The sequence below is a fragment of the Pseudomonas sp. Soil_N_39 genome (assembly GCF_057655955.1).
On sequence record NZ_JBDGLI010000008.1, the window covers coordinates 32,711 to 56,437 of the forward strand.

Sequence of the window (23,727 nt, forward strand, 5' to 3'; positions counted from 1 at the left end):
GCCCCTCAAATGGCAACCTGATCAACCTGACACACCGGGTTGGTAGCTTTGGGGCCGCTGCGCAGCCCAACGGGGATAAATCCCCTCGCCACAGGGCTTTGTGCAAGCAGTTACTTGACCATGATCGCCACGAACAACTCGGACTCCAGATACCTCTGCAACCAATCCTGCAGCCGGGGATAGGGCGCCTGGGCAAACCAGTCGCGGTCGACATGGGCGAACTGCCGCACGAATGGCATCAGCGCCGCATCGGCCAAGCTCTGGTGCTCCGCCACCAGAAACGGCCGGGTCTCAAGCAATGCCTCCAGGCGGCGTAGAAAGGCCTCACCCTCGTGGCGGTAACGCTCCTTCGGGTACTCGGGGTGGCGTTCGGGGTATTTGTAGCGATTCAAGTGCAGTTTGAACACCTGGTCGTTTTCCTCGATCAACGCCGCCGTCAACGCCTGGCCGTCGGCATCGTCCCGTAGCCTCCAGTCTTGCGGATCGTGCTGGGCCAAGGCCCAGTTCATGATCTCCAGGCTTTCATCGATCACCCGGCCATCGACCTGCAGCACCGGCACCGTGCCTTTGCTGGAGAGGGCGAGCATCTCGGCTGGCTTGGCCTTCAGGCTGACTTCGACAATCCCCACGTCGACCGCGCTGTAACGCAATGCCATACGCGCGCGCATCGCATAGGGGCAGCGGCGGAAGGAATAGAGCGTGGCGCGGCTCATTTCACCTCCACCGTACTCAACCCGTTGCCTTGGCGCCGCACCTGGATCTGCACCGGGATCCGCTCGTGCATTTCCTGCACGTGGGAAATCACCGCGACCTTGCGGCCCTGGGCCTGCAAGCCGTCGAGGGCGTCCATCGCCAGTTGCAGCGATTCAGGGTCGAGGCTACCGAAGCCTTCGTCGATGAACAGCGATTCGATCTTCAATGTGCTGGAGGCCATCGAGGCCAGGCCCAAGGCCAGGGCGAGGGAGACCAGAAAGGTTTCGCCGCCGGACAACGAATGCACCGAGCGCAGTTCATCGCCCATTTCCGTGTCCATCACCAGCAACCCGAGCATGCTGCCGCCGCGCTTGAGCCGGTACCGGCGCACCAGTTGTCGCAGTTGGGCATTGGCGTGATGCACCAGCAAGTCGAGGTTGTAGGCCTGGGCCAACTTGCGGAAGCGGTCACCGGTGGCCGAGCCGATCAGGGCATCGAGGCGCGCCCAGCGCTGGTACTCGGCGTAGGCCTGTTCGATCTGCCGGGCCAGGGCCTGATTGGCGTTCTGTCGGCGCTGGTCCTCGGCCTGTTCGGCGCGCAGTTCGGCGCAACGCTGTTCGCTGGCGGCGAATTGAGTTTGCAGTTCGACGAGGGCTTCGGCCAGTTGCTCGGGCGCCAGGTTGCCGTTGTGCTGGGCCTGGTGGTTGTGCAGGCGCTGCTCGCGTTCGGTGAGCAATACGCGGGCCTGTTCGATGGCTTTTTCGCTGTTGAGCAAGCGCTGGCGCAACTGGCCGACGTGTTGCTCGTCCAGGCTGAGCAGGGCCTCAAGGGCGGCATCGTCCAGTTCAGGGTGGCCGGCGCGCCACTGCGCGATACCCGTGGCCAGCGCCTGAAGTTCGTGGTCCAGGGTTTGCGCCTGCTCCTGGCGGGCCTTGAGTTCGGCGGCCAATTGCACAAGGTTGTTGCGCACTTGCTGCAACTGCTGGTTGGCCGTCGCCTCGGCCTCCCGGGTCTGTTCCAGGCGCTGGTCGAGTTGGTGCTGCCAGTGTTCGGCACTGGGGTGTTCGCCGAGCAGTTGCGCGAGTTTCTCCTGGCAGGCCTGCTGTTGCTCGCTCAGGGCGTTGAATTGCAGGCGGGACGCTTCCAGTTGCTGAATGCGGGTCTGCTGGCGGTCCTGTTCTTTCTCCAGGGTCTGCTGGCGCTGGAGTTGTTCGCTCAGTTCGTCGCGCTGCTGCTCCAATTGCTCCAGGCGCTGGGCGATCTGCTGGTCCAGTTGCAAGAAGGTCGCGGCGGGCTCGCTGCGCAAGGCCTGCAAGGTGTCGGCCGGCAGCAGGGTGCTGAAGTGGTTCAATTCCTCGTCCAGGCGCTGACGATCGCGGGCCAGTTCTTGCTGCTGGTTGCCCAGGTGCTGTGAGGCCTGCTGGCTGGTGGCTTCGGCTTCGCGCAGGCGCTGGCCCATGCGTGCGACGTCCTGCTGCAAAGTCAGCAGGGCGGCTTGCCGTTGTTCGTCCTGGCTGATGCGCAGGTGCAATTGGCTGTTCTGTTGGGTCAGCCAGGCGTCACGCTTGTTCGAGTCCTGGGCCAGCAGTTGCGCCGACAGCGGGTGAGCTTCCAGGCTGGGTGCCAGGCCTTGTTGCTGGCTGGCGAGCTGTTCCTGTTGCTGTTTGAGTTCCTTGAGCTGGGCGATGACCCCGCTGTACTGCGCCCGCAGGTCGATGACTTTTTCATTGAGCTGCTCGACGGCTTTGCGGGCGTTGGCCTCTTCGGTTTCATCGAAGCGCCCGAGGTTTTCCAGCAGGGCTTCGGGCTGATGATAAGGATGCTCGACGCTGCCACACACCGGGCAGGGCTGCTCGTCCTGCAACTGTGCGCGCAGCTGTTCGACGCTTTCGCTGCGGGCCAGGCGCTGGCGTTCCAGCAGTGCGCGGGTCACGGTCAGGGTCTGTTCGGCGAGGGTCAGTTCGGCCTTGGCTTCGCCGCCCTCACGCACCAGGCGGTCACGCTCCTGCAACGCTTGTTGTTGGCGTTGCTCAAGCTCGGCCCCCCGTTTGTCCAGCTCTTGCTGACTGGCCCACAGCCGGGTCAGGTCTTCGAAGGCGCGCAGTTGCTTGCGGTTGTCTTGCAGCAGGGTTCCGAGCAATTGGATTTGTTCGGCCACGGCCTCGGGTTCGGCGCCGGCTTCCTTGTACAGCACCTCGAGGTCTTGCCGGCGGTTGGCCAATTCCTCGGCGGCACGGGCGGCACCTTGTTCCAGCGTGGCGAGTTCGGCCTGGCCCTGGTTCAGGCGATTGCCGATCAGCATCAGTTGTTGGAGGCGGTCGCGATAGGCGTTCCAGGCGTCGCTCAGCGGTGCCAGGTGCGTGCTTTGTTCAAGTTCGCCGGCGATTCGCTGCAAGCGCTCGACCACCTGTTTTTGCTGATCGAGCAAGGTGTCGATGGCTCGCTGGCCTTCGCTGCAGGCCTGTTGCGCCTGTTCCTGGCGCTCGGCGGACTGGCTGGCGTCCCTGACAAGGCGGGCGAGGGTGCTTTGCTCTTCAAAAGCCTGGCGCAATAACGGCGCGCTGTCGCTGCTTTGTTGTCGAGCCTCAGCCAGTGCCAGTTGCGTGACGCCCAGGCCTGTTTCCAGTTCGGCTTGCTGTTGGTGCAGGTCGATTTGCTGCTGGGTGAGCTGCTGGATCTGCGCGGCCAAAGGGTCGAGTTGCCGGCTCAACTCCGTCTGGCGGATGAACTGATGGCGTTGGGGCGCCAGTTGTTCCAGGCGGGTCAGTTTCAGGCGTTCGTCGGCCAGGGCGTTCCAATCGGCCTGGGCCTGTTGCAACTGTTCGGCGGCGCTGGTGTGTGCGTCCTGCAACTGGCGCAGGTCGCGCAGCCAGGTGTGTTGCTGCTCCAGTTGCTTGAGTTGCGCCTGTTGGGTCTTGAGTTGTTGCTGGGCGTCGTTGAAGCGCTGGTCGAGCTCGGCCCGGGCCTCGGGGGCCAAAGGCGTGACACCGGTGGCCTGGTCCTGCAACTGCCGGTGGCTGTCCTTGGCTTGCTTGGCCTTGTCGAAGGCACGGCGGCCGAGGCGGGTATACAGGGCGGTGTCGGTGAGTTTTTCCAGCAGTTCGCTGCGGTCGTTGTCATCGGCCTTGAGGAACGCGCTGAACTCGCTCTGGGCCAGCAACACGGCGCGGGTGAACTGCTCGAAATTCAGGCCCAGGGCGGCTTCGAGCTGGGTCTTGTATTCGCCTTTCTGGCTCGCCAGCAGTTGATCGTTGTCCAGGTCCCGCAGGCTCTGGCGGCTGGCTTGCAACTTGCCGCCGGCCTTTTCCCGGGCGCGATTGGCTTCCCAGCGGGCCCGGTAGCGGCGCCCGTCGATGCCGCGAAAATCCACTTCGGCAAAGCCATCGCCGGTGCCACGGCGCAACAGCGTGCGCGGATCGCCCGTGGCAATCTCACCATCGACGTCCGGCACCTTCGCATCGCGACCGGTGTTGTTGAGGCGCGGCACGGCGCCGAACAGCGCCAGGCACAAGGCGTCGAGCAGCGTGCTCTTGCCGGCGCCAGTGGGACCGGTGATGGCGAACAGGCCGGCACTGGCCAAGGGTTCGGCGGTGAAATCAATTTCAAACGGCCCGGCCAGGGACGCCAGGTTCTTCAGGCGGATGGCGAGAATCTTCATGGCTGCTCGTTCTCCATCTGCACGTCTTGCAACAGCACGGCAAAGTCCTTGAGGGTCTGTGCGTCCACTTCGTTGCCGTAGGTGTCCTGCCAGGCGCGGCTGAACAGTTCCTGCGGGCTGAGTTGATCCAGTTCCACCAGCGCGCTGCCGTCATCGGCACTGCCGGCGCCACCGTTTCCGGCGTACTCGGCGGCGATCCGTACCAGGCGCACGGCCTTGCCTTGCAGCGCGGTTTCAACCTGGTGGCGCAGGTCGGGCTGCGGTTCGTCGAGGCGCACCCGTACTTCCAGCCAGGGTTGGCGCTGGACGTCGGCCAGCAGGTCGATGTCGGGCAGGTCCTTGAGTTGCCCCAGGATATCGGCCAGGGGCGCCGGGCCCAGGCGTTGCAGGTTGACGGCCCGGGGAATCAGGCGGGGTTCGACCTTGACCAGGGTCTCGCCGTCCAGGGTGATGTCGAGGATCTGATGCTGGTAACCAATCTCCGAGAATGACAGCGGGATCGGCGAGCCGCTGTAGCGGATGCGCTCTTCACCGTTGACCTTCTGCGGCTTGTGCAAGTGACCGAGGGCGACGTAGCTGATGCTCGGGCCGAACAGGCTGGCGGGCAGGGCCTCGGCGTTGCCGATGATCAGGCTGCGTTCGGAATCCTCGGACACCGAACCGCCGGCCATATGCGCATGGCTGATGGCGATCAGCGCCTGGCCTTTCTTGCGCTTGCTGTTGGCCGCGGCGATCAGCCACTCATGCACCTGGCCGATACCCCGCAGGTAGTCGTCGCCCAGTTGCGCGCCGGTGACTTCGGCGGGGCGCAGGAACGGCAGGGCCAGGCACCACGCCTTGACCTTGCCCTTGGCATCGGGCAACGGCAGCAACAGGCGCTCGACATCCAATTGGCCGTCGTCCAGCCACAACACCCGGCCCAGGGCGTGGGTGCGCAAGCGTCGCATCAGCGGCGCAGGCAATTCGATACGCGAGCCGGAGTCGTGGTTGCCGGCGATCATCACGATGGTCAGGTTGGCGTTTTGTTCATGGGCGCTGACGATGAAATCGTAGAGCCGCTCCTGGGCTTTGACCGGCGGGTTGACGGTGTCGAAGATGTCGCCGGCGATCAACAGCACGTCGGGTTTTTCGTGGGTCAGCTGACGCAGCAGCCAGTCGAGGAAACAGGCGTGTTCGAAATCGCGTTCCTGACCGTGCAGGTTTTGTCCCAGGTGCCAGTCGGAGGTGTGAAACAGACGCAAGGCAAACTCCAGAAAACAGATAATGGCCGCGGTGAAGAGGGGGGCGGCTAAAAGAAGCAGAGTTTACTGGGAAACTGGGGGGAGGACTTGTTCAACTTCGAGGTATCTGCTGCAGCGCGATCCTGTGGCGAGGGAGCTTGCTCCCGCTGGGCTGCGCAGCGGCCCTTGTTTTGCGATTGCTGCGCAATCGAGCGGGAGCAAGCTCCCTCGCCACAAAAGCTCAAAAGCTCAAAAGCTCAAAAGCTCAAAAGCTCAAAAGCTCAAAAGCTCAAAAGCTACAAAAAAGAGCGGTTTATTTAGGATAAAGCGGCGGCAATCCCGAATCACCCGCCGAATCCAGCGCCCCTTCGGTGGGCGGGATGGTGCGAATGGCCCGCCACAGGTCTTCACCCTGCCAATGCTGGCCGGTCTCGCTGTAGAGCGCGCCGTTGAGGCCGTCCAAGGCGTCGGACAGCGGCACGAAGCGCGCCGCCATGTCGGCCAGGGTCTCCGGTTGCTGGCGGGCCCAGGCGTCCAGGGCCTGGCGAGTGGCGTGGGGGTCGTTGGCCAGGCAGGTGCGCTTGAGATCATCCAGCAGGGTGCGCGGGCTTGGCCCGGCCTGGGTCGCGCGCAGGACGGCGGGCTGCGAGCGGGCTCGCCACCACAGGCCAAAGCCGAGCAGCGTGGTGCAGGCCAGGATCAGGCTGCTCAATTGCCAATACCACAGGCTGTCGCTCTCGACGGTCGTGACGATCTGCGCCGTGCCGGCGGGCGTATCCACCATCAGGCTCGGATTGTTCGCCACTTGCAGGGTTCGCGCCGGGAGGCTGGTGCGATCCAGATGATCTTCCAGAGTGTTCCACCAGACCACTTCCACCGGAGGCAGCTCGATGGTGCCGCTGCGGTTGGGCACCAGCGCCTCGCGGTCTTCGCGACTGCCCACCAACCCGCGTTCACTGCTGCGGCTGCTGAGTACCGGCTGGTCCGGATAACGCCGCAGGCCATTGATCTCGGTGGCTGGCAGCGGTGGCAACTGGGCGCTGGCCAGGCCTTCGGCTTCCAGGGTCAGGCTGCGGGTCAGGGAGTCGCCGACCTGGCTGTGGGTCGGTTCCGGGCTCCAGCTTTCGCTCAAGGACAGGCTGCGTGCCGGCAACCAAGGCACGTCGGCCGGGTAGCTGGCGGGCTTGGGCTTGACGCTCAGTTGCAGTAGCTCGGAACTGACCCGCATCAATTGGCCGGGCTTGGGACCTGAAGGTGCGGCGTCCTGGGTCACCGGTTCGACCAGGGTAGCGCTGAAGGTCTGGGCCGGGATCGTCAACTCGCCGCTGCGCTGCGGGTAGATGCCATAACGCAGTTCGATCACGCCGTGGCGCACATCGTTGATGACCTTTTCATAGGTGCGCGATTCCCCCAGTTGTTCGGTGCGGGCATCGGGGATGTGCAGCGGCGTCAGGCTACTGTCGTCGTACAGCGACACCGAATGGTAGATGCGCAGGGTCAGGATCGCCTGGGCCTGCACGTACACGTCGCGCTGGTCGAGGCTGGCTTCGATGAACACAGGCGCCAAGGTCCCCGAGGCATTGCGGGTTTCGCTTTCGATGACTTGCAGGGTGATGGGCTGGCTGCTCACCTCGCCCAGTTGCAGTGGAGGAATGACCACGGTGCCGCTTCGACGCGGCAGTAGGGTGACGATCCAGCGGGTGGTGGCGCGGTTCTCGCCGTCGAGGGTGGTCAGCTGGTTGACCTGGCGGGTGCCGCGCACATCGAACAAGGCCTGGAGCGGGCCCAGGTCGGGTTTGCCGAACAACGTGGCGTCATTGGATTCCAGGGTCAGTTCCACCGTTTCCCCGGAGTTCAGGCGGCTGCGGTCCACACTGGCCGTCAGCTGTGCAGCCTGGGTTCCAGAGGCCCAGAGCAGCAAGACGAGGAGGTAGGCGGTGAAGCGGGTCATGGGGTTTTTCCCTGGGCCTGATGGCTTTGCTGTTCATACCAGAATTTACGCCTGAGCAGCTCGCCGGGATTGTCCGGGATCTGGCGCAACCATTGTTCCATGGCCTGGCGTTGTTCTTCTTCATTGCGCTGGCCGGCGGCGGGACGCAGCGGCGGCCTGGTGGTCTGCTCGTCAGGCAGCTCGCTGCCCGGCACATCCTGGGCGGTGGGCGCTTGTGCCGTCCGTGGAGGCTGGGATTGGTCCGGCGTCGTGGTGGCCTCGGTGGAAGGTTGACCCGCTTCGGAAGTTTGACTCGTCGAAGTGCTATCCGGCGTTTGCTCGGCAGGGCCCGCTTCCTCGCTTTCGACAGGCTTGGGCTCTGGCGTCGTCGGTGGTGCCTGTTCCTTCAGCAGGTTCTGTACCAGGGCCTTGTTGGTCTGGGCCGGGCGCAGGTCGGGTTGTAATTCCAGGGCTTGTTCATAGGCATCGAGTGCGGCTTCCAGCTCACCGCTCCGGGCCAGGGCATTGCCACGATTGTAGTGGGCACGGGCGTCGTTGCCTTCGGCGAAACGCTGGGCGGCTTCGCCGTATTGGCCGGCTTCGTACAGGGCGACGCCTTGCCATTGGCTGTCTTCGAAGTGGACGGCGGCTTCGGCGGGGCGCTTCTGCTTGAGCAAGTGCTGGCCCTGTTGGTCGGGGCGCAACCACAGGTCCTGGAATTCGAAGGCATGGCCGGTTTGCGGCAAGACGAACAGCAGCGGCAGGCAGAACAGCCAGCCTCGACGCCCGGCGCAGGCGGCCAACAGCAACAACGGCAGGAGCAGCCAATAACCCTGGTCGGCCCAGGTGTCCAGGCGCAACGTCTGGCCGTCACTGCGCAGGTGACGAGGACCGTCCAGCAGGCCCAGGCCGCGCAGGTCGCTGTCGTCCAGCCGCGCCGGTCGGTAGCGGCCGTCCAGTTCGTTGGCGAAGGCCTTGAGGCCCGGGTTGTCCAGGCGCGGCACCAGGATCGAGCCTTGGGCATCCTTGAGGTAACTGCCATCGGCCTGGGCCACCGGTGCGCCTTCGCGGGTACCGATGCCCAGCATCAGCCATTGTGTGGCGGAACCGTCCAGGACCTGGCGGATGCCTTGACGTTCCTGTTCGTTCAACGACGAACCGATCAGCAGGATCCGACCGTGACCGAGTTCACCTTGATCCAGCAGGGCCATGGCTTTATGAACGGCCAGATCGGCGCGATGACCGCTTTGGGGCATGATCGATGGCGCGAGGGCTTCGAGCAGGTTGGTGCTGGTGGCCAGGTCGTCGGACAGCGGCACCAGCGTGTGGGCGCTGCCGGCATAGACGATGATCGCGGTCTGGGCATCGCTGCGGTTCTGCAACAGGTCCAGCACCTTGCGCCGGGCCTGTTCCAAGCGCGTGGGCGGGACATCGGTGGCGAGCATTTCCGGGGTCAGTTCCAGTATCACCACCAGCGGATCGGCGGGTTTCTGGCTGGTCTGTTCGACCCGCGCCCAGCTCGGCCCCAGCAACGCCAGCACGATCAACAGCCAGCCCAGGCCCAGGGCAATCCACGGCAGCCGGCTTTCCCGGCCACTGCCACCACTGAGCAGTACGGCATGAAAGGCCGGCGGCAGGATCATCTGCCAGCGTCCCACGCGTTTCTGCCGATGCCACAGTTGCCAGAGCAACCAGCCCAGCAACGGCAGCAGCAACACGAACCAGGGGCGTAGCCAGTGTGGCCAGAGGGCGATCATCGACGCCTCCGCAAGCGCAGGCGCTTGAGCCGCTGGCGCCACTCGGTGTGTTGGGCCGGCCGGAACAGTGCTTGGTTGAGCAGGCGTTGCAGCGGATTGTCCGGCCAGCGCGCCCGGGCCACCAGCAACATGCTCAACAGCAGCGCAACGGCCAGGGGCCAGTGATACAGCGCCAGGGCAGGGCGCGCCTGGGTCGGTTGCTGGGTCACCGGTTCGAGCTGGTCGAGGGTGGTCTTGATCGCCAGCAATTGCTCACCATCCTGGGCCCGAAAATAGCGACCGCCCGTGACCTGGGCAATGTCCTTGAGGGTCGGTTCGTCGAGGTCCAGGCTCGGGTTGACGCCGAGGAAGCCTGCGGTGCCGCTTTGCTCCGGGTCGGCACCGATGCCGATCGGGTAGATTTTCACGCCCTCATCGGCGGCCAGTTGCGCGGCGGTCAATGGATCGATTTCGCCGCCGTTGTTGGCACCATCAGTGACCAGGATCAACACACGACTGTGGGCCGGACGTTGGCGCAGGCGCTTGAGGGCCAGGCCGATGGCATCGCCGATGGCGGTGTTCTTGCCGGCGATGCCGATGCGCGCCTCGTCGAGCCAACGACGTACGGTGCGGCGGTCGAAGGTCAGCGGTGCCTGCAAATAGGCCTGGCTGCCGAACAGGATCAGGCCGACCCGGTCACCTTCGCGGCCTTCGAGAAAATCCCCGAGCATGTGCTGGACCAGCGCGAGGCGGCTGACCTCTTCGTCCTTCCACTGCATGTCGGGAAAGTCCATGGAGCCCGAGACGTCCACCGCCACCAGCAGGTCGCGACCGCTGGCGGCAATGGGCAGCGGTTCTCCCAGCCACTGCGGCCGGGCGGCGGCGATCAGCAACAGCAGCCAGAGCAGGATAAAGGGCGCTTGTTGTCGCCAGGTCGGCAGATTGGCCCGGGCCCGACGGCCCACCAGGCCTTCCAGGTCGTCGAGGAAACTGACCTTGAGCGCCGGCTCACCGCTGTCGGCCGCCGGCAGCACCAGGCGCATCAGCCAAGGCAGCGGCAACAGGGCGAACACCCACGGCCAGGCGAATTCAAACATGTTTGCGGATCCAGATTTCCACCGCCTGGGTCAGGCCGGCGATGGCTTTGTCATCGAGCTTGCATTCGGGCTTGTAGGCGCCTTCCACCAGTACCATCCAGCGTGTCAGGCCGGCGGCCGGGCAACGGTTATCCAGGAAGGCCAGCCATTTGCGCCCGTTGAGGGTGTGGCTCTGGCTGTAGGGGTAGTGGTTGCGACACAGGCGCTTGAGCAGCCCGTTAAGTTGCTGCAACCAGGCACCGGCCGGGGCGCCGTCGTAGGGCTTGGGCAGCCGGGCGAGTTCGGCCAGGGCGGCCACGCGCACCGGGTCCAGGGGCTGCTCGCTGCGGTCGGTGATGCGCTTGGCGGGAATGAACCGGCGCAATTGCCACAGCCCCAGGCCGAGCAGGGGCAACATCACCAGCAGCAACCACCAGCCCGGCGCGGGCGGCCAGAAGCCAATGGGCGGTGGGGCCATCAGCGGCTGCAATTGATCGAGACTGCTCATCGGCTTTTCCCGGCCCGCTTGGGGTTCAGGTATTCACGCAACTGCTCGACCATGTCGCCCTGGGTGCTCAGGGGCATCATCAGGATTCGCAGTTTCTGCGCCAGCAGTTCCCAACGCGCCTGGCGGGCCTCGGCCTGGGCGCGATAGGCCTGGCGCAGTTCGAAATTCAGGGTATCGAGCTCCAGTTGGGCGTCGCGCTGGGCGAAACGCAGCAAGCCCGCGGCGGGCAAGGCGTGATCCAGCGGGTCTGACAGCGGCAGCAGCAACAAGTCGCAATGGCGCGACAGCAGGCTCAGTTGCTGCTCGGCGCTGTCGGACAGGGCACGTTCGTCGCAAATCACGATCACCAGGCTGCCGGGCCGCAGCACTTCCCGGGCCCGGCGCAGGGCGATGCCGAACGAGTCGCGGTCCGGCTCGCCCTCGGTGTGCAGTGACTGGTTGACCCGCACCAGCCGGTTGAGCAATTGCAACAGGCTCTGTTTGCTGCGTCGCGGCTTGACCTCGTAATGGGTGTTGTTGCCGAACACCAGGCCGCCGACCCGGTCGTTATGCCCCAGCGCGGCCCAGCCGATCAGGCTGGCGGCCTGGGCGGCGAGTACCGATTTGAACATCAGCCCCGAGCCGAAGAACAACCGATGGCTTTGCTCGATCATGATGAAGATCGGCCGCTCCCGCTCTTCGTGGAACAGCTTGGTGTGGGGCTCCTGGGTCCGGGCGGTGACGCGCCAGTCAATGGTGCGTACGTCGTCGCCGGCCTGATAGACCCGCACCTGGTCGAAATCCACCCCGCGCCCGCGCAGCTTGGAGTGATGCAAGCCGATCAGCGGGCTGCGCTGGCCCGGTGTCGAGAACAGTTGCACCTCGCGCACGCGATGGCGCATCTCGATCAGCTCCGAAAGGCTGACGCGGATGCCCGGTGCGGGCGCCAGGGGGTTATTCATGACGCATGCTCAAGCGACAGCGACGACGTCGAGAATCCGCTGCACGACCCGATCCTGGTCGATGCCGGCGGCCTCGGCTTCGAACGACAGGATGATGCGATGGCGCAGCACGTCGAACAGCACGGCCTGGATATCTTCCGGGCTGACAAAGTCGCGTCCGGCCAGCCAGGCATGGGCACGGGCGCAGCGGTCCAGGGCGATGGAGCCCCGCGGACTGGCGCCGTAGGCGATCCACTCGGCCATTTCCGGATCGAACTTGGCCGGGTTGCGAGTGGCCATGATCAGTTGCACCAGGTATTCCTCCACGGCGTCGGCCATGTACAACCCGAGGATTTCCTTGCGGGCGGAGAAGATCGCCTGCTGGCTCACGCGGCGTTCGGGCTTGGTCTCGCCGTTCAGCGCTTCACCCCGGGCCTGCTGCAGGATGCGGCGTTCCACGGCAGCATCGGGAAAGCCAATCTTGACGTGCATCAGGAACCGGTCGAGCTGGGCTTCGGGCAGCGGGTAGGTGCCTTCCTGCTCGATCGGGTTCTGCGTGGCCATCACCAGGAACAGCGGCGACAGTTCATAGGTGCTGCGCCCGACACTGACCTGACGCTCGGCCATGGCTTCGAGCAGGGCCGACTGGACCTTGGCCGGGGCGCGGTTGATTTCGTCCGCCAACACCAGGTTGTGGAAGATCGGCCCTTGCTGGAACACGAAGCTACCGGTTTCCGGGCGGTAGATCTCCGTGCCGGTGATGTCGGCGGGCAGCAGGTCGGGGGTGAACTGGATGCGATGGAACTGCGCTTCGATGCCCTCGGCCAGCTCTTTGATGGCCTTGGTCTTGGCCAGCCCAGGCGCGCCTTCCACCAGCATATGACCGTCGGCGAGCAGGGCGATGAGCAGGCGCTCGATGAGTTTTTCCTGGCCGAGAATCTGCGTTGAAAGAAAGGTTCGCAGCGCAAGCAGCGCTTCACGATGTTCCATCGGTGACTGTTCCTGGAAAGGGTGGCCCCAGGCGTTCGGATAACGTCGGGGCTGGGGGCGTTACTTTAATGCATGGCAGGGGGTGGCGACTAACGGGATTTTGTCTGGTGTGCGGATTTGTGATCGGTTTGGAGTCATTTGTGGGAGCGGGCTTGCTCGCGAATAGGTCGACACATCCAGCAGCATCGTCTCAGACAGACCGCCATCGCGAGCAAGCTCGCTCCCACAGGGGATTGGCGGTGGACGCAGGATCAAGGAATGCCACAGATCCATTGTGGGAGCGAGCTTGCTCGCGAAGAGGTCGGCACATCCAGCATCGTCGTCTCAGGCAGACCGCCATCGCGAGCAAGCTCCCACAGGGGATTGGCGGCGGACGCAGGAGCCAGGAACGCCACAGTTCCATTGTGGGAGCGAGCTTGCTCGCGAAGAGGCCGGCACATCCAGCATCATCGTCTCAGGCATACGGTTTGGTTAGTTCTTTGCCTGGATGTCATTCAACCGCCACTTGACTACTGGCTTATCGACCAGTCCCTGCCAACGCCCATCGGCAACTATCGGGCCTTTGCGCAAGAAAAGCGGGAATGCCCGCGAGAGAAGTTATGGGGCGAGACGTTTGGTTCGCATTTAGGTGGCAAGCCCCCTCACCACAGGCGCGCGCGACCCTGAAATCAACTGGATGATCTATTACCTAACAGTTCTGCTAGTAGACAGCCGTTGAACCCATGTCGAGACTGAACACTGCTTGACGGACCCTCAGGAGCTTAGCCCATGGCCCCGTATAGCGATAATCTGCTCTGTCGTTATCACTACGATCCGTTGGACCGGCTTGTCGGCACGACACCGCTGAAGCAGAACGAACTTCAGCGCTTTTACTGCAAGAATCGACTGACCACGGAGATTCAGGGGCAAGTGCGGCGTTCGATTTTCCAGCAGGGCGACCAACTGCTGGCACAACAAGAACATCAGGGCGATACTCTATTATTGGCCACCGACCAGCAGCGCTCAGTAGCGCAAACAGTTAGCCCCTATCAGCAGCTTCCCATCGTTTATTCACCTTACGGCCATCGTCCCGTTGAAAGTAATTTGCTCAGTTTGCTGGGCTTCAACGGCGAACGGTCGGATCCGTTAACCGGACATTATTGGTTGGGTAATGGTTATCGGACGTTTAACCCGGTGTTGATGCGCTTTAACAGCCCAGATAGTTGGAGTCCGTTTGGTAAAGGCGGGTTGAATGGATATGCGTATTGTTTGGGAGATCCGGTGAATCGGATGGACCCGACTGGGCATGCGGGAATTTGGGGGAAGTTGAAATATATTGGGAGAAAACTTGGATTGCGAAAGTCACAGCGCGTAGTGGCTGCGCGCGCACCTGAAGCTGCAATGGCTGCCCCCGCGGGCCCAACTCGAAGGAATGATCGTGTTCGGGTTCGTAGGGCTTTCGAATCCAACCCTGTCACTCGATCTCGAGTGAATGGCCTTGTCCAGCTTAATACGCTTCAGGAATCTATTCCAAAGAAACCGGATACCTTCCTACTTCAACACCTGAGCCAAGCGAAACTCACCTCCGCAGATCATGCCTTTTTAGTTAAAAATCATTCTCACGCTTGGGTTATGGCTCGCGTTAGAGAGTCTTCATTTATCAATTTTCAGAATCAATACAAAGCAGCCCAAAACAGGGAACATTTCGCAGTGATGGCTAATCAAAACCTGCTTCCTGGAGTATTTAAGGCAGACCTTCCAGAGAATATTCAGAAAGCAATCAGGGATGCGGGCACGTTACCCGCCGCAGAGGAAGCGCAACGGCACCGTCCAAGATTTGGAGTGCGTCTTCCACCGGTCGACTGATTGTCGATACATTCGGCACGAGATCACGCAGGGCAATCATGCTACAACAGGGGCTTTTTCTTGCCCAAAAAGCCTCCATGGCTTCGGCTCTTGGACGAATGACCCGACCATCCATGCCCCCGCATTCGCCAGATCCACGGGCCGCTCCAGGCATATCGCTTTCGCGAGCAAGTCCGCTCCCACAGAGACTTGCGGTGAACACCGATTCCATGAACACCCGAGATCAGTGTGGGAGCCGAGCTTGCTCGCGATGACCGCGGCACCTTCAACTTCAATGCAACCTGACCCACCGCTTTTGCGAGCAAGCTCCCACAGGGGATTGGCGGCGGACGCAGGAGCCAGGAACGCCACAGTTCCATTGTGGGAGCGAGCTTGCTCGCGAAGAGTCCGGCACATCCAGCATCATCGTCTCAGGCATACGGTTTGGTTAGTTCTTTGCCTGGATGTCATTCAACAACCACTTGACTGCAGTCCCTGCCAACGCCCATCGGCAACTATCGGGCCTTTGCGCAGGAAAAGCGGAAATGCCCGCGAGAGAAGTTATGGGGCGAGACGTTTGGTTCGCATTTAGGTGGCAAGCCCCCTCGCCACAGGCGCGCGCGACCCTGAAAAAATCAACTGAATGGTCTACTCCCTAACAGTTCTGCTAGTAGACAGCCGTTGAACCCACGTCGAGACTGAACACTGCTTGACGGACCCTCAGGAGCTTAGCCCATGGCCCCGTATAGCGATAATCTGCTCTGTCGTTATCACTACGATCCGTTGGACCGGCTTGTCGGCACGACACCGCTGAAGCAGAACGAACTTCAGCGCTTTTACTGCAAGAATCGACTGACCACGGAGATTCAGGGGCAAGTGCGGCGTTCACGCCCCCGCATTCACCAGATTCACCGGCCGCTCCCCCGCCAATGCCGCCAACAGGTTGTCCACGGCACAGCGCGCCATCGCTTCCCGGGTCTCGTGGGTGGCCGAGCCCATGTGCGGCGTCGCGACCACGTTGTCCATCTGCAATAGCGGCGAATCGGCATTCAAGGGTTCGCGCTCGAAGACATCCAGCCCCGCGCCACGGATCTGTTTGTTGCGCAGGGCCTCGATCAGCGCCGTTTCATCCACCACCTTGCCTCGGGAGATGTTGATGAAGATGCTCTCGGGACGCATCTGCGCGAACGCTTGGGCACCGATCAGCCCTTGAGTCTCAGCGGTCAAGGGCAGGGTCAGGCAGATAAAGTCCGCCTGCCGCAACAGCGTTTCGAGGCTGCAATAACGGGCGTTGAAACGCTGCTCGACCGCAGGCTTGGGCGAATGGCTGTGGTAGAGCACCGGCATGCCGAAGCCGAAGTGCCCGCGTTGGGCCAAGGCTTCGCCGATGCGCCCCATGCCGATGATGCCCAAGGTCTTGCCATGGACATCGGTGCCGAAATGCCGGGGGCCGATGCTCTGTTGCCAGCCGCCTGCGCGGACCAGATTGGCCAGTTCCACCACGCGCCGGGCGGTCGCCAGGATCAGGGCGAAACCGGTGTCTGCGGTGGTTTCGGTCAGCACGTCGGGGGTGTTGCTGAGCAGGATTCGGCGTTCGGTCAGGTAGTCGATGTCGTAGTTATCGACTCCCACCGAGACGCTGGCGATGGCTTGCAGGTTCGGCGCCAGGTCCAGCAGCGCCGCATCCAGCTTGAGGCTGGCGCCGAGCAGGCCGTGGGCGGTGGGGAGGGCGTCGCGCAGTTGCGCCAGGCCCTGGGCATCCAGGCGTTCGATGAGCGTGACTTGGGCCTGGGCTTGCAGGCGAGCCATCAATTGAGGTGACAGCGTTTTGTACAACACCACGTGCTTTTTCATGGGATGGGTCTCGATTCAGGAACGGGCGGGCGCCGGGTGTGGCGTCGCGGGGTTGGAGACGTCCCGGTCGCTGGCGCCGGGCTTGAGGGCGAGGGTCAGCACCACCGAGAGCAGCAACGCGCCGCTCATCAACAGGAAGGACATGCCAGGGGAGCCGGTGGTGCCGTTGAGGTAGCCCACCAGGTACGAGCCGCCGAACGACCCCAGCGCGCCCATGCTGTTGATCAAGGCCATGGCGCCGCCAGCGACGTTGGCCGGGAGGATTTCCGGAACGATGGCGAAGAACGGACCGTAGGGCGCGTACATGCAAGCGCCGGCGACCACCAGCAAACCATAGGACCACCAGAAGTGCTCGGCCCCCAGCAGGTAAGAGGCGTAGAACGCGATGGAGGCGATCAGCAGCGGCGGCCAGACAAAACGCTTGCGCTTCTGCGCCTTGTCCGACGCCCAGGACACCACCAGCATGCCGATCACCGCCGCCAGGTACGGCAAGGACGACAGCCACCCGGCCTCGACCATGTTCATCTGCAAGCCGGCCTTGAGGATCGACGGCAACCACAGCACAAACCCGTAGACGCCGATGCTCCAGCAGAAAAACTGCAACGCCAGGATGATCACCTTGGGTGAACGGAAGGCTTCGGCATAGTTCTTCACCGCCTTGATGCCGACCTGTTCGGCCGCCAAGGCACTTTCCAGGTCGTGTTTTTCCTGGTCGCTGAGCCACTTGGCCTGGGCCGGACGATCATCGGCCAGGCGCCACCAGATAAAGGCCCAGAGCACCGCCGGCAGGCCTTCGATGATGAACATCCAGCGCCAGTCGAATTGCTGCACCAGGTAACCCGAGACCACGGACATCCACAGCATGGTCACCGGGTTGCCGAGGATCAGGAAGGTATTGGCGCGCGAGCGTTCGGCCCGGGTGAACCAGTGGCACAGGTACACCAGCATCGCCGGCATGACGGCGGCCTCGACTACCCCGAGCATGAAGCGGATCACGATCAGCCAGTAAGCGTTGGAGACCACGCCTGTCAGGGTGGCCAGAGAACCCCAGAGGATCAGGCTGACGAAGATCAGCTTCTTCACGCTGTGCTTTTGCGCGTAGATCGCCCCCGGGACCTGAAAGAAAAAGTAGCCGAGGAAAAACAGTGCGCCCAGCAGCGACGAGAGTCCTGGGGTGATCATCAGGTCTTCGGCCATGCCCGAGGCGGCGGCAAAGCCATAGTTGGCACGGTCGAGGTAGGCCAGGCTGTAGGTGATGAAGACGATGGGCATGATGTACCACCAGCGGCGGGTGGCGAGGTTGAGCGTTTGCATGTCGTTGACTCCTGAGCTTGTTGTTTTTGTTGCAGCAGGTGCGTTTGTGGTGGCTTCAATCGCGAGCAAGCTCGCTCCCACAGGGGTTAACTCGACCCTATGTGGGAGCGAGCTTGCTCGCGATCGACGGTTTCAAATTCAGCCAATAACTCAAGGCGCGTCGGCAACCCTTCCATATCCCCACGGCTCTGCACCGCGCGGCTGCCAATCCAGTTGGCGCGCTGCACGGCCTCGGGGATGGCGCGGCCTTCGAGCAATGCGCTGATCAGGCCGACGGCGAAGCCATCGCCGGCGCCCACGGTGTCCACCACCTGGGCCACCGGCACGCCGGCGATGACGCCTTCGTCCTGCGGCGTGCGGTAGTAGGCGCCGTCCGCGCCGAGCTTGATCACGACGATTTCGGCGCCTTGGTCCAAGTAGAACGCGGCGATGTCAGCCGGATCGTCGAAACCAGTCAGCAGCCGGCCTTCGCCAAGCCCTGGCAAGACCCAGTGGGCGAGGGCGGCGAGGCGATTGATTTCGGTGATCATCATCGCCTCGCTGCGCCATAGGCTCGGCCTCAGGTTCGGGTCGAACGACAGGCTGCGGCCGGCCTCGCGCACGCGGCTCATCAATTCAAAGGACATTTCGCGGGCCGTGACCGACAGCGCCGGGACGATGCCAGTGGCGTGCAAGTGACGCGCTTCAAGCAACGCTGGGGCGATGGAGTCGATCGACAAATGACTGGCCGCCGAGCCGCGCCGGAAATACTCGACTTGCGGGTCGCTGCCATCGACGGTACGAGATTTGAACTGAAAGCCGGTGGGGTGCTCCGGGTCGACCGCCACGTGACGACAATCCAGGCCTTCGTTTTCCAGCGTCTGTGTCACGAAGCGCCCCAGTGAATCGGCGCCGACCCGGCTCAGCCACGCCACCTTGAAGCCCAGCCGCGAAAGCCCAATGGCCACGTTACTGTCGGCTCCGGCGATGCGTTTGTGAAACTGGTCGACGCTGGCCAGGTCACCGTGCTGATCCGCTACCAGCATCGCCATGGTTTCGCCGAACGACAGCACATCGAATTCAGACATGGACAGGCTCCCGGCGTGATTGCCCGAGGCGGGACAGGGTGGCGACATGGCTAGCGGTTAATTGCAGCAGGTCATCGCCTTGCAGCGGGTATTCGGCGGCTCGCATCACGCCAGGGGGCATGTGCTTGAGCAGTTGTTCCCACAGGTGCAGGTCGGTCATGCCCGGAGGCACTGCGACGAGTTTGCCGTCGGCGCGCCGGGCCACGGCCTTGCAGTGCACATACGCCACATGCCGTCCGAGCTGTCGGGCGGCCACGGCGGCCGATTGGTCCTGCCATTGCCAGTTGCCAATGTCGAAGGTCATGGCGACGGGCAGCGCTTGGTGCTCCACGGCCGTGAAGAACCGTTGCAACGGTTCGATCCGTCCGCCCTGCAAGGTCTGGTCGTTTTCCACCAGCAACTGCACCGGGCTCGCGGCGAGCACCTGGGCCAGTGCCGACAGGTCATTGGAATCGGTGAAATGACCGAGGGAGACTTTCAGCCAAGTCGAACCGAACGCCTCGCCGCGTTGCAAGGCCAGCGCCAGGGCGGGGTTGGGCCTGGACTGGCCGGCGAGCCACAGTTCCAGTGGTGACGAGAAGATACTTTGCAGCCCCTGGGCCCGGGCAGCGGCGGCCAATTCAGTGGGCTGTTCGGTGGTGAGCAATTCTTCGCGCCATTCGATGCGTGAGGCACCGGCAGCGGCCAACAGGTCGATGAAACGGCCTTGGCCATGCTGCCGCACCAGGTCGGCGCCGTAGCTGGAAAGACTGATGGAGACGGGTGGGTTGTGCATTGTTGTTATACCTCTGAAACCGGTTTCAGTTTTGTTCAAAAAAAGGGTGGTGCGCTTCAGTGCCTCATCGCGAGCAAGCTCGCTCCCACACTGGATCTGTGGCGCACTGAAGATCCCTGTGGGAGCGAGCTTGCTCGCGATAGGTCCCTCACCATCACCGACCATTCCCAAGCGTCGACCCACGCTCAATCAACCGCGCCGCAAAATCCAGGGTCCGCACCGGCCCGTTGTCACCGCGCAAGCGCTTGAGCAGGCACTCGAACGCGCTGGCGCCGATCTGCGCTGTCGGTTGGGCCAGGGCTGTTATGCCGCTGCCCACCAGGGGGTACCAATCCAGGTCATCGAGGGCGATCAGGCCCACGTCGTCGAACAAGTGACAACCCAGCTCGCGCAATACCGTCGTGGCGGCCAGGGCGGCGATGCCATTGGCGCAGAACAACGCCTTGGGGCCATGGCCTGGCTGGGAAAGAAAGGTCTTGATGCGCGTTTTCAACTGATCACAGGTTTCCACCACGGCGCCGGCCAGGGCAGGGCGTCGTTGGATGCCGGCGTTGAAACTCCCGACCCGCTCGATTCGCGAACTGGTGCCATCGAACGGTTCGGTCACCAGCAACAGGTCGCGGTAGCCCCGTTGTTCGAGGTGATCAAGGGCCATTTCGACGGCCGCCGGGTTGTCCAGCCCGACCAGGTCGCTGTCGAGCTGATCGACCTTGCGATCCACCAGCACCAGGGGCATTTCGCTGCGCAGTTCGAACAGTTCGTCACGGTGGTGACCCAAGGTGTTTACGATCAGCCCTTCGATGTTGTAGGCGCGCAGCAGTGCCAGGTGCTGGCGTTCCTGCTCGTCATCGCGGTCGGTGTTGCACACCACCAGGCTGTAGCCGTGGCGACGACAGGCGGTTTCCACGCCATGCATCACGGCAATCGAATAAGGGTTGCGGATATCGGCCACTAGCATGCCGATCAGGCGTGTGCGCCCGCGCTTGAGGCCGCGGGCCATCTGGTTCGGCCGGTATCCCAGCTCACTGATGGCCTGCTCGATACGCCGGGCGATGGCCTCGGAGAGCAGGGCGCGGTCCTCGCCGATGAAACGCGAGACACTGGCCTTGGAGACCCCGGCGCGTTCGGCGACGTCGAGCATGGTCACGCGGTTGCGCTGGGCGGCGGAGAAAGAAGTCACGGATTGAAACCTGCTTATTGGATTTATTAGTGGCTCTGAAACCGGTTTCAGGAAACACCAGAACCCAATCGATCGTCAAGGGCGACGTGTCAGAGGCACGACCGACGGTGGTTCGCTTCAGTCCCACAGGGGCGACGATCCAGACAGATCCTCATCAGAACCGACCCCTCCAGCCGATTTGCAGCGCGTAAGGCCGTGTGGTTAGCTGCCTGCCTTTCCCTGCCCTTTGACTACCGAAGCCACCATGAACTTTACCCAGCCTCGCTTGAGATTGCTGTCGATACTGAGTGTGACCTTGTTGGTGGTGGGCTTTACGTCCTATTACCTGTTTCGCCACAGCGGCGCGCCGGCCGATGAAGGTTTCGCCGCCGAGCAACTGAACGAAGGGGGCATGGAAGACATCGGCACGCTGGCACCGCCCGAGGTGGAGAAACGCCTCAATTACTTGATTCAGGACGCCGGTGAAAGCCTCAGGTCCTTGGAGTTGGTCAGTGATGTGCAACTGAGCCTGACCGTCGAGACGAACGAGCCTGCCGATGAGCAGCCGCTGCAATACGAGCCGCTGTTTGTGCCGTTCACAAGTGCGCAACTGAAAGCTGAACTGGCGTCGATCCAGGGCCTGCGTTTTACCCAGCGGCTGTTCGCCGAGGGTTCTGAGGTGCGGCTCGATACCAGCAGCCTTGATCCGCTCTGGAAGCGCGCCGCCACGCCGGATGAGCCGGCGGCCGAGCAATACCTGCCGCAGCGCCTGCGTTTTCGCGATGGCAGCGAAAAAACCTTCGCCGAGCTCAAGGGGGCGCCTGAGGTAGAGTCCGACGACACGATCTCGTCCCATGACGCCTTTGCACTGTCGGTGAACAAACCGCTGGCGAGTCTCGGCCTGACAGTCGCGTACCGCAGCTACCCGGCGTTCAAGAAAGTGGTGCTGGACAAGGATCACCCGAAAGTGACCCTGGACGACGGCCAGTCCTTCCAGCTCACCGCCCTGGGTGATGGCAGCGCCTCCGTGCGCTTGAGTACGCCGAAATCGTCGACCTTCGTGGTGCAGGGGCTGGATGATGCGGGCAGGGCGCTCTACAGCAACGGTAACAACGCTCGGGCGTTCCCCTCCGATGGCGATATCGCGGCGTTGCATGACTATTACAAGGCGTTGCTGCAGACCAAGGACGATCTCAAGCAGCTCAAGACCGGTCAGGCGGTGCAACAGCAGTTGCAGCGCTTGACCGAGGCGCTGGCCGCACAGGTGGGACCGTTGAAAAACACCGAGGTCGATTATCAATTCGAGGCGACCCCGCAACGTATCGTCATCCATGTGCTCGATCCGATGGAAGACAACTCCGTGGCGTTCACCCAGGTCGACAACGTCCTTGCGCAACAAGCGCGGTACATCGCCCTGGACCGGAACGCCGAGCGCTACGGCTTCATCGATCAGGCCGGCCAGTGGTTGATCAAGCCCCGTTGGGTGCAGGTGCAAGATAGCCAGATGGCCGATACCTACACGTTGTTTTCCCCGGAGAAGTCCAGCGACCCGGACTCGCAGTGGCAGGCGTTGCGCAGCCAGCTCGCCTATTTCCCCGCCGGTAGCAACAAGCTCGTGGAGTTGCCGTTCGAGCACATCGTCGAGGTATTGAGCAATGGCCTGCTGTTGGTGGAGCGTGAAACCAACGGCCCATATGGGCTTTACGATGCCAGGAGTCACCGTTTCGTGTTGCCGATGAAATTCGTCAACCCCACCGTGACCGACAACCTGTTCATCGCCCGTCTCGGCAAGCGAACCGATGTCACGGAGGGCCTGTACGGTGCCTATACCCTGGATGGCAAGCAGATCCTGCCGACGCAATTCTCGGGCATCGAGCACAGCGAGGGTTTGCTCTACGCCAGTGCCCCCGATCGGCGTCATCAGGACGTTTTCGACCTGGAAGGTAAACGGATCAACCTTCAGGGTGACAACGTGATAGGCCGGTTTGTGGGTCAGCAACCGCTGCTGGTGCAGGACACTAAAAGCCGGAAATTCGCGTTTATCGATCGCCAGGGCGCGCGGCTACCCATCAAGTTGCCGTATGACGAAGTGACACCGTTTTCCAACGGCATGGCGGTGGTCGCACGGGATGGTAGCTACGGTGCCATCGACCTGGCGGGCAGGCTGCGCGTGCCGCTGGATTACAGCCAGATCAACGCGTTTCAGACCCGTTACGCCGCGGCCATCCGGGCCGGTGGTGGTTCCGGGCTGGTCTTGATCAGTCAGGACAACAAGGTGATCAAGGCACTGGGGTCCTACACCAGCATGAAGGTGCCGGATAACGGCAATGAGGCCCGTTACTACGTAAGGGATCCGAAAAACGATGACGAGTACCTGGTTTATGACGCCGATGGCAATCTCGTGCAGAAAGACGAATAACAGCTGGCGCACTGATCCTGTGGCGAGGGGTCGCCTTGGGAGTCAGAGCTGGCTTATATAGGTCCCCGTCCCCTTGAGGATGTTCTGCAACGTCAGTTCCACTTCCGCCAGGTCCGCCGCGTCGGTGTCGTGGATGATCTCCAGCACATCGTCGCCGTTGAGCGCATCGGCATCCGCCGGGGCAATTTCAATCAGCAGGCGGGTAGGGCTGAGGGTGACCTTGACGCCGTCCAATGTCGAAGGCTCTCCATCAAGGGCGATTTCCAATTCGTCTTCGTCGGGGTAGCGCGTCATCAGGAACATTTCGCCCTGGGCGCTGTGGCAGCAGAGCATGGCCATGTTGTCTTCTTCGTCGTCGCACGGGTTGGCAATCAGAAGGGCGGTGGTCATTTGCATGGTGATGGCTCCAGGATCGAGTGCACCTGCGGGGTGCGAAAAGTGGATTTTGCCAGCCTGAAGGATTTTCTGCTGGTTTACCGCCTCGGGGTGCCGTTTGGTCCCCAGCCTGCTAGGGTTGTTCGGTGCGTACCGGCTGTTTAGCTAGCCGATGACCGAATATGTCGCAGCGCTGCAAGCAGGCAGGT

At 62.8% G+C, this 23,727-nt stretch carries 17 protein-coding genes; 2 read left to right on the forward strand and 15 right to left on the reverse strand.

The window, feature by feature from the left end; translation table 11 throughout:
- Positions 1-110: 110 nt before the first annotated feature.
- From AC3A5O_RS13635 to AC3A5O_RS13675, 9 genes are all read right to left on the reverse strand, one after another.
- Positions 111-713 (reverse strand): glutathione S-transferase, encoded by a 603-nt coding sequence (locus tag AC3A5O_RS13635; RefSeq protein WP_305470684.1) that lies wholly within the window; start codon positions 711-713, stop codon positions 111-113.
- Entirely contained in the window at positions 710-4,351 is a 3,642-nt protein-coding gene (locus AC3A5O_RS13640; RefSeq protein WP_305470685.1) for an AAA family ATPase, read from the reverse strand. Before AC3A5O_RS13640 ends, AC3A5O_RS13635 begins: the two co-directional genes overlap by 4 nt.
- Positions 4,348-5,592, reverse strand: coding sequence for an exonuclease SbcCD subunit D C-terminal domain-containing protein (locus tag AC3A5O_RS13645; protein WP_305470687.1), 1,245 nt, complete (start codon positions 5,590-5,592; stop codon positions 4,348-4,350). The genes AC3A5O_RS13640 and AC3A5O_RS13645 overlap by 4 nt, the downstream gene beginning before the upstream one ends.
- 292 nt (positions 5,593-5,884) lie before the next feature.
- The gene (locus tag AC3A5O_RS13650; protein WP_305470691.1) at positions 5,885-7,522 is read right to left on the reverse strand and encodes a BatD family protein; all 1,638 of its coding nucleotides are present in this window, start codon (positions 7,520-7,522) and stop codon (positions 5,885-5,887) included.
- Positions 7,519-9,258 (reverse strand): VWA domain-containing protein, encoded by a 1,740-nt coding sequence (locus AC3A5O_RS13655; RefSeq protein ID WP_487753286.1) that lies wholly within the window; start codon positions 9,256-9,258, stop codon positions 7,519-7,521. The genes AC3A5O_RS13650 and AC3A5O_RS13655 overlap by 4 nt, the downstream gene beginning before the upstream one ends.
- Complete coding sequence (locus AC3A5O_RS13660) at positions 9,255-10,334, reverse strand: vWA domain-containing protein (protein ID WP_122566399.1); 1,080 nt, start codon at positions 10,332-10,334, stop codon at positions 9,255-9,257. The genes AC3A5O_RS13655 and AC3A5O_RS13660 overlap by 4 nt, the downstream gene beginning before the upstream one ends.
- Positions 10,327-10,821 (reverse strand): DUF4381 domain-containing protein, encoded by a 495-nt coding sequence (locus tag AC3A5O_RS13665; protein WP_305492224.1) that lies wholly within the window; start codon positions 10,819-10,821, stop codon positions 10,327-10,329. The genes AC3A5O_RS13660 and AC3A5O_RS13665 overlap by 8 nt, the downstream gene beginning before the upstream one ends.
- Positions 10,818-11,762, reverse strand: a complete 945-nt coding sequence (locus AC3A5O_RS13670; RefSeq protein ID WP_305492225.1) for a DUF58 domain-containing protein — start codon at positions 11,760-11,762, stop codon at positions 10,818-10,820. The genes AC3A5O_RS13665 and AC3A5O_RS13670 overlap by 4 nt, the downstream gene beginning before the upstream one ends.
- A gap of 9 nt (positions 11,763-11,771) precedes the next feature.
- Positions 11,772-12,731: an AAA family ATPase gene (locus tag AC3A5O_RS13675; RefSeq protein WP_039589986.1), complete on the reverse strand. Its 960-nt coding sequence runs from the start codon at positions 12,729-12,731 to the stop codon at positions 11,772-11,774.
- Positions 12,732-13,499: 768 nt separating this feature from the next.
- Between AC3A5O_RS13675 and AC3A5O_RS13680 the strand changes: the two genes are divergently transcribed.
- Positions 13,500-14,576, forward strand: a complete 1,077-nt coding sequence (locus AC3A5O_RS13680; protein ID WP_305470700.1) for an RHS repeat-associated core domain-containing protein — start codon at positions 13,500-13,502, stop codon at positions 14,574-14,576.
- A gap of 864 nt (positions 14,577-15,440) precedes the next feature.
- On the opposite strand, the gene AC3A5O_RS13685 is transcribed toward AC3A5O_RS13680, so the two are convergent.
- From AC3A5O_RS13685 to AC3A5O_RS13705, 5 genes are all read right to left on the reverse strand, one after another.
- Positions 15,441-16,409 carry a 2-hydroxyacid dehydrogenase gene (locus tag AC3A5O_RS13685; RefSeq protein ID WP_487753287.1) on the reverse strand — a complete coding sequence of 323 codons (969 nt, stop codon included), beginning with the start codon at positions 16,407-16,409 and terminating at the stop codon, positions 15,441-15,443.
- Between the two features lie 15 nt (positions 16,410-16,424).
- On the reverse strand, positions 16,425-17,723 hold the full coding sequence (locus AC3A5O_RS13690; RefSeq protein ID WP_122566405.1) for an MFS transporter: 1,299 nt from the start codon (positions 17,721-17,723) through the stop codon (positions 16,425-16,427).
- 86 nt (positions 17,724-17,809) lie between these two features.
- Complete coding sequence (locus tag AC3A5O_RS13695) at positions 17,810-18,790, reverse strand: sugar kinase (RefSeq protein ID WP_122566406.1); 981 nt, start codon at positions 18,788-18,790, stop codon at positions 17,810-17,812.
- Positions 18,783-19,565, reverse strand: a complete 783-nt coding sequence (locus tag AC3A5O_RS13700; RefSeq protein WP_487753288.1) for a sugar phosphate isomerase/epimerase family protein — start codon at positions 19,563-19,565, stop codon at positions 18,783-18,785. Before AC3A5O_RS13700 ends, AC3A5O_RS13695 begins: the two co-directional genes overlap by 8 nt.
- Positions 19,566-19,719: 154 nt before the next feature.
- The gene (locus AC3A5O_RS13705) at positions 19,720-20,745 is read right to left on the reverse strand and encodes a LacI family DNA-binding transcriptional regulator (protein ID WP_305470706.1); all 1,026 of its coding nucleotides are present in this window, start codon (positions 20,743-20,745) and stop codon (positions 19,720-19,722) included.
- 244 nt (positions 20,746-20,989) lie between these two features.
- Here AC3A5O_RS13705 and AC3A5O_RS13710 point away from each other — a divergent pair, with 244 nt between their 5' ends.
- Positions 20,990-23,143 carry a WG repeat-containing protein gene (locus tag AC3A5O_RS13710; protein ID WP_487753289.1) on the forward strand — a complete coding sequence of 718 codons (2,154 nt, stop codon included), beginning with the start codon at positions 20,990-20,992 and terminating at the stop codon, positions 23,141-23,143.
- Between the two features lie 42 nt (positions 23,144-23,185).
- Here AC3A5O_RS13710 and AC3A5O_RS13715 read toward each other — a convergent pair whose 3' ends face one another.
- Positions 23,186-23,539 carry a hypothetical protein gene (locus AC3A5O_RS13715; RefSeq protein WP_046062747.1) on the reverse strand — a complete coding sequence of 118 codons (354 nt, stop codon included), beginning with the start codon at positions 23,537-23,539 and terminating at the stop codon, positions 23,186-23,188.
- Positions 23,540-23,727: the final 188 nt, after the last annotated feature.

Bases quoted from the DNA above. Each gene is read 5' to 3' on its own strand.
- AC3A5O_RS13635 (WP_305470684.1), bottom strand. From the start codon at position 713: ATGAGCCGCGCCACGCTCTATTCCTTCCGCCGCTGCCCCTATGCGATG.
- AC3A5O_RS13640 (WP_305470685.1), bottom strand. From the start codon at position 4,351: ATGAAGATTCTCGCCATCCGCCTGAAGAACCTGGCGTCCCTGGCCGGG.
- AC3A5O_RS13650 (WP_305470691.1), bottom strand. From the start codon at position 7,522: ATGACCCGCTTCACCGCCTACCTCCTCGTCTTGCTGCTCTGGGCCTCT.
- AC3A5O_RS13655 (WP_487753286.1), bottom strand. From the start codon at position 9,258: ATGATCGCCCTCTGGCCACACTGGCTACGCCCCTGGTTCGTGTTGCTG.
- AC3A5O_RS13660 (WP_122566399.1), bottom strand. From the start codon at position 10,334: ATGTTTGAATTCGCCTGGCCGTGGGTGTTCGCCCTGTTGCCGCTGCCT.
- AC3A5O_RS13665 (WP_305492224.1), bottom strand. From the start codon at position 10,821: ATGAGCAGTCTCGATCAATTGCAGCCGCTGATGGCCCCACCGCCCATT.
- AC3A5O_RS13670 (WP_305492225.1), bottom strand. From the start codon at position 11,762: ATGAATAACCCCCTGGCGCCCGCACCGGGCATCCGCGTCAGCCTTTCG.
- AC3A5O_RS13675 (WP_039589986.1), bottom strand. From the start codon at position 12,731: ATGGAACATCGTGAAGCGCTGCTTGCGCTGCGAACCTTTCTTTCAACG.
- AC3A5O_RS13680 (WP_305470700.1), top strand. From the start codon at position 13,500: ATGGCCCCGTATAGCGATAATCTGCTCTGTCGTTATCACTACGATCCG.
- AC3A5O_RS13685 (WP_487753287.1), bottom strand. From the start codon at position 16,409: ATGAAAAAGCACGTGGTGTTGTACAAAACGCTGTCACCTCAATTGATG.
- AC3A5O_RS13690 (WP_122566405.1), bottom strand. From the start codon at position 17,723: ATGCAAACGCTCAACCTCGCCACCCGCCGCTGGTGGTACATCATGCCC.
- AC3A5O_RS13695 (WP_122566406.1), bottom strand. From the start codon at position 18,790: ATGTCTGAATTCGATGTGCTGTCGTTCGGCGAAACCATGGCGATGCTG.
- AC3A5O_RS13700 (WP_487753288.1), bottom strand. From the start codon at position 19,565: ATGCACAACCCACCCGTCTCCATCAGTCTTTCCAGCTACGGCGCCGAC.
- AC3A5O_RS13710 (WP_487753289.1), top strand. From the start codon at position 20,990: ATGAACTTTACCCAGCCTCGCTTGAGATTGCTGTCGATACTGAGTGTG.
- AC3A5O_RS13715 (WP_046062747.1), bottom strand. From the start codon at position 23,539: ATGCAAATGACCACCGCCCTTCTGATTGCCAACCCGTGCGACGACGAA.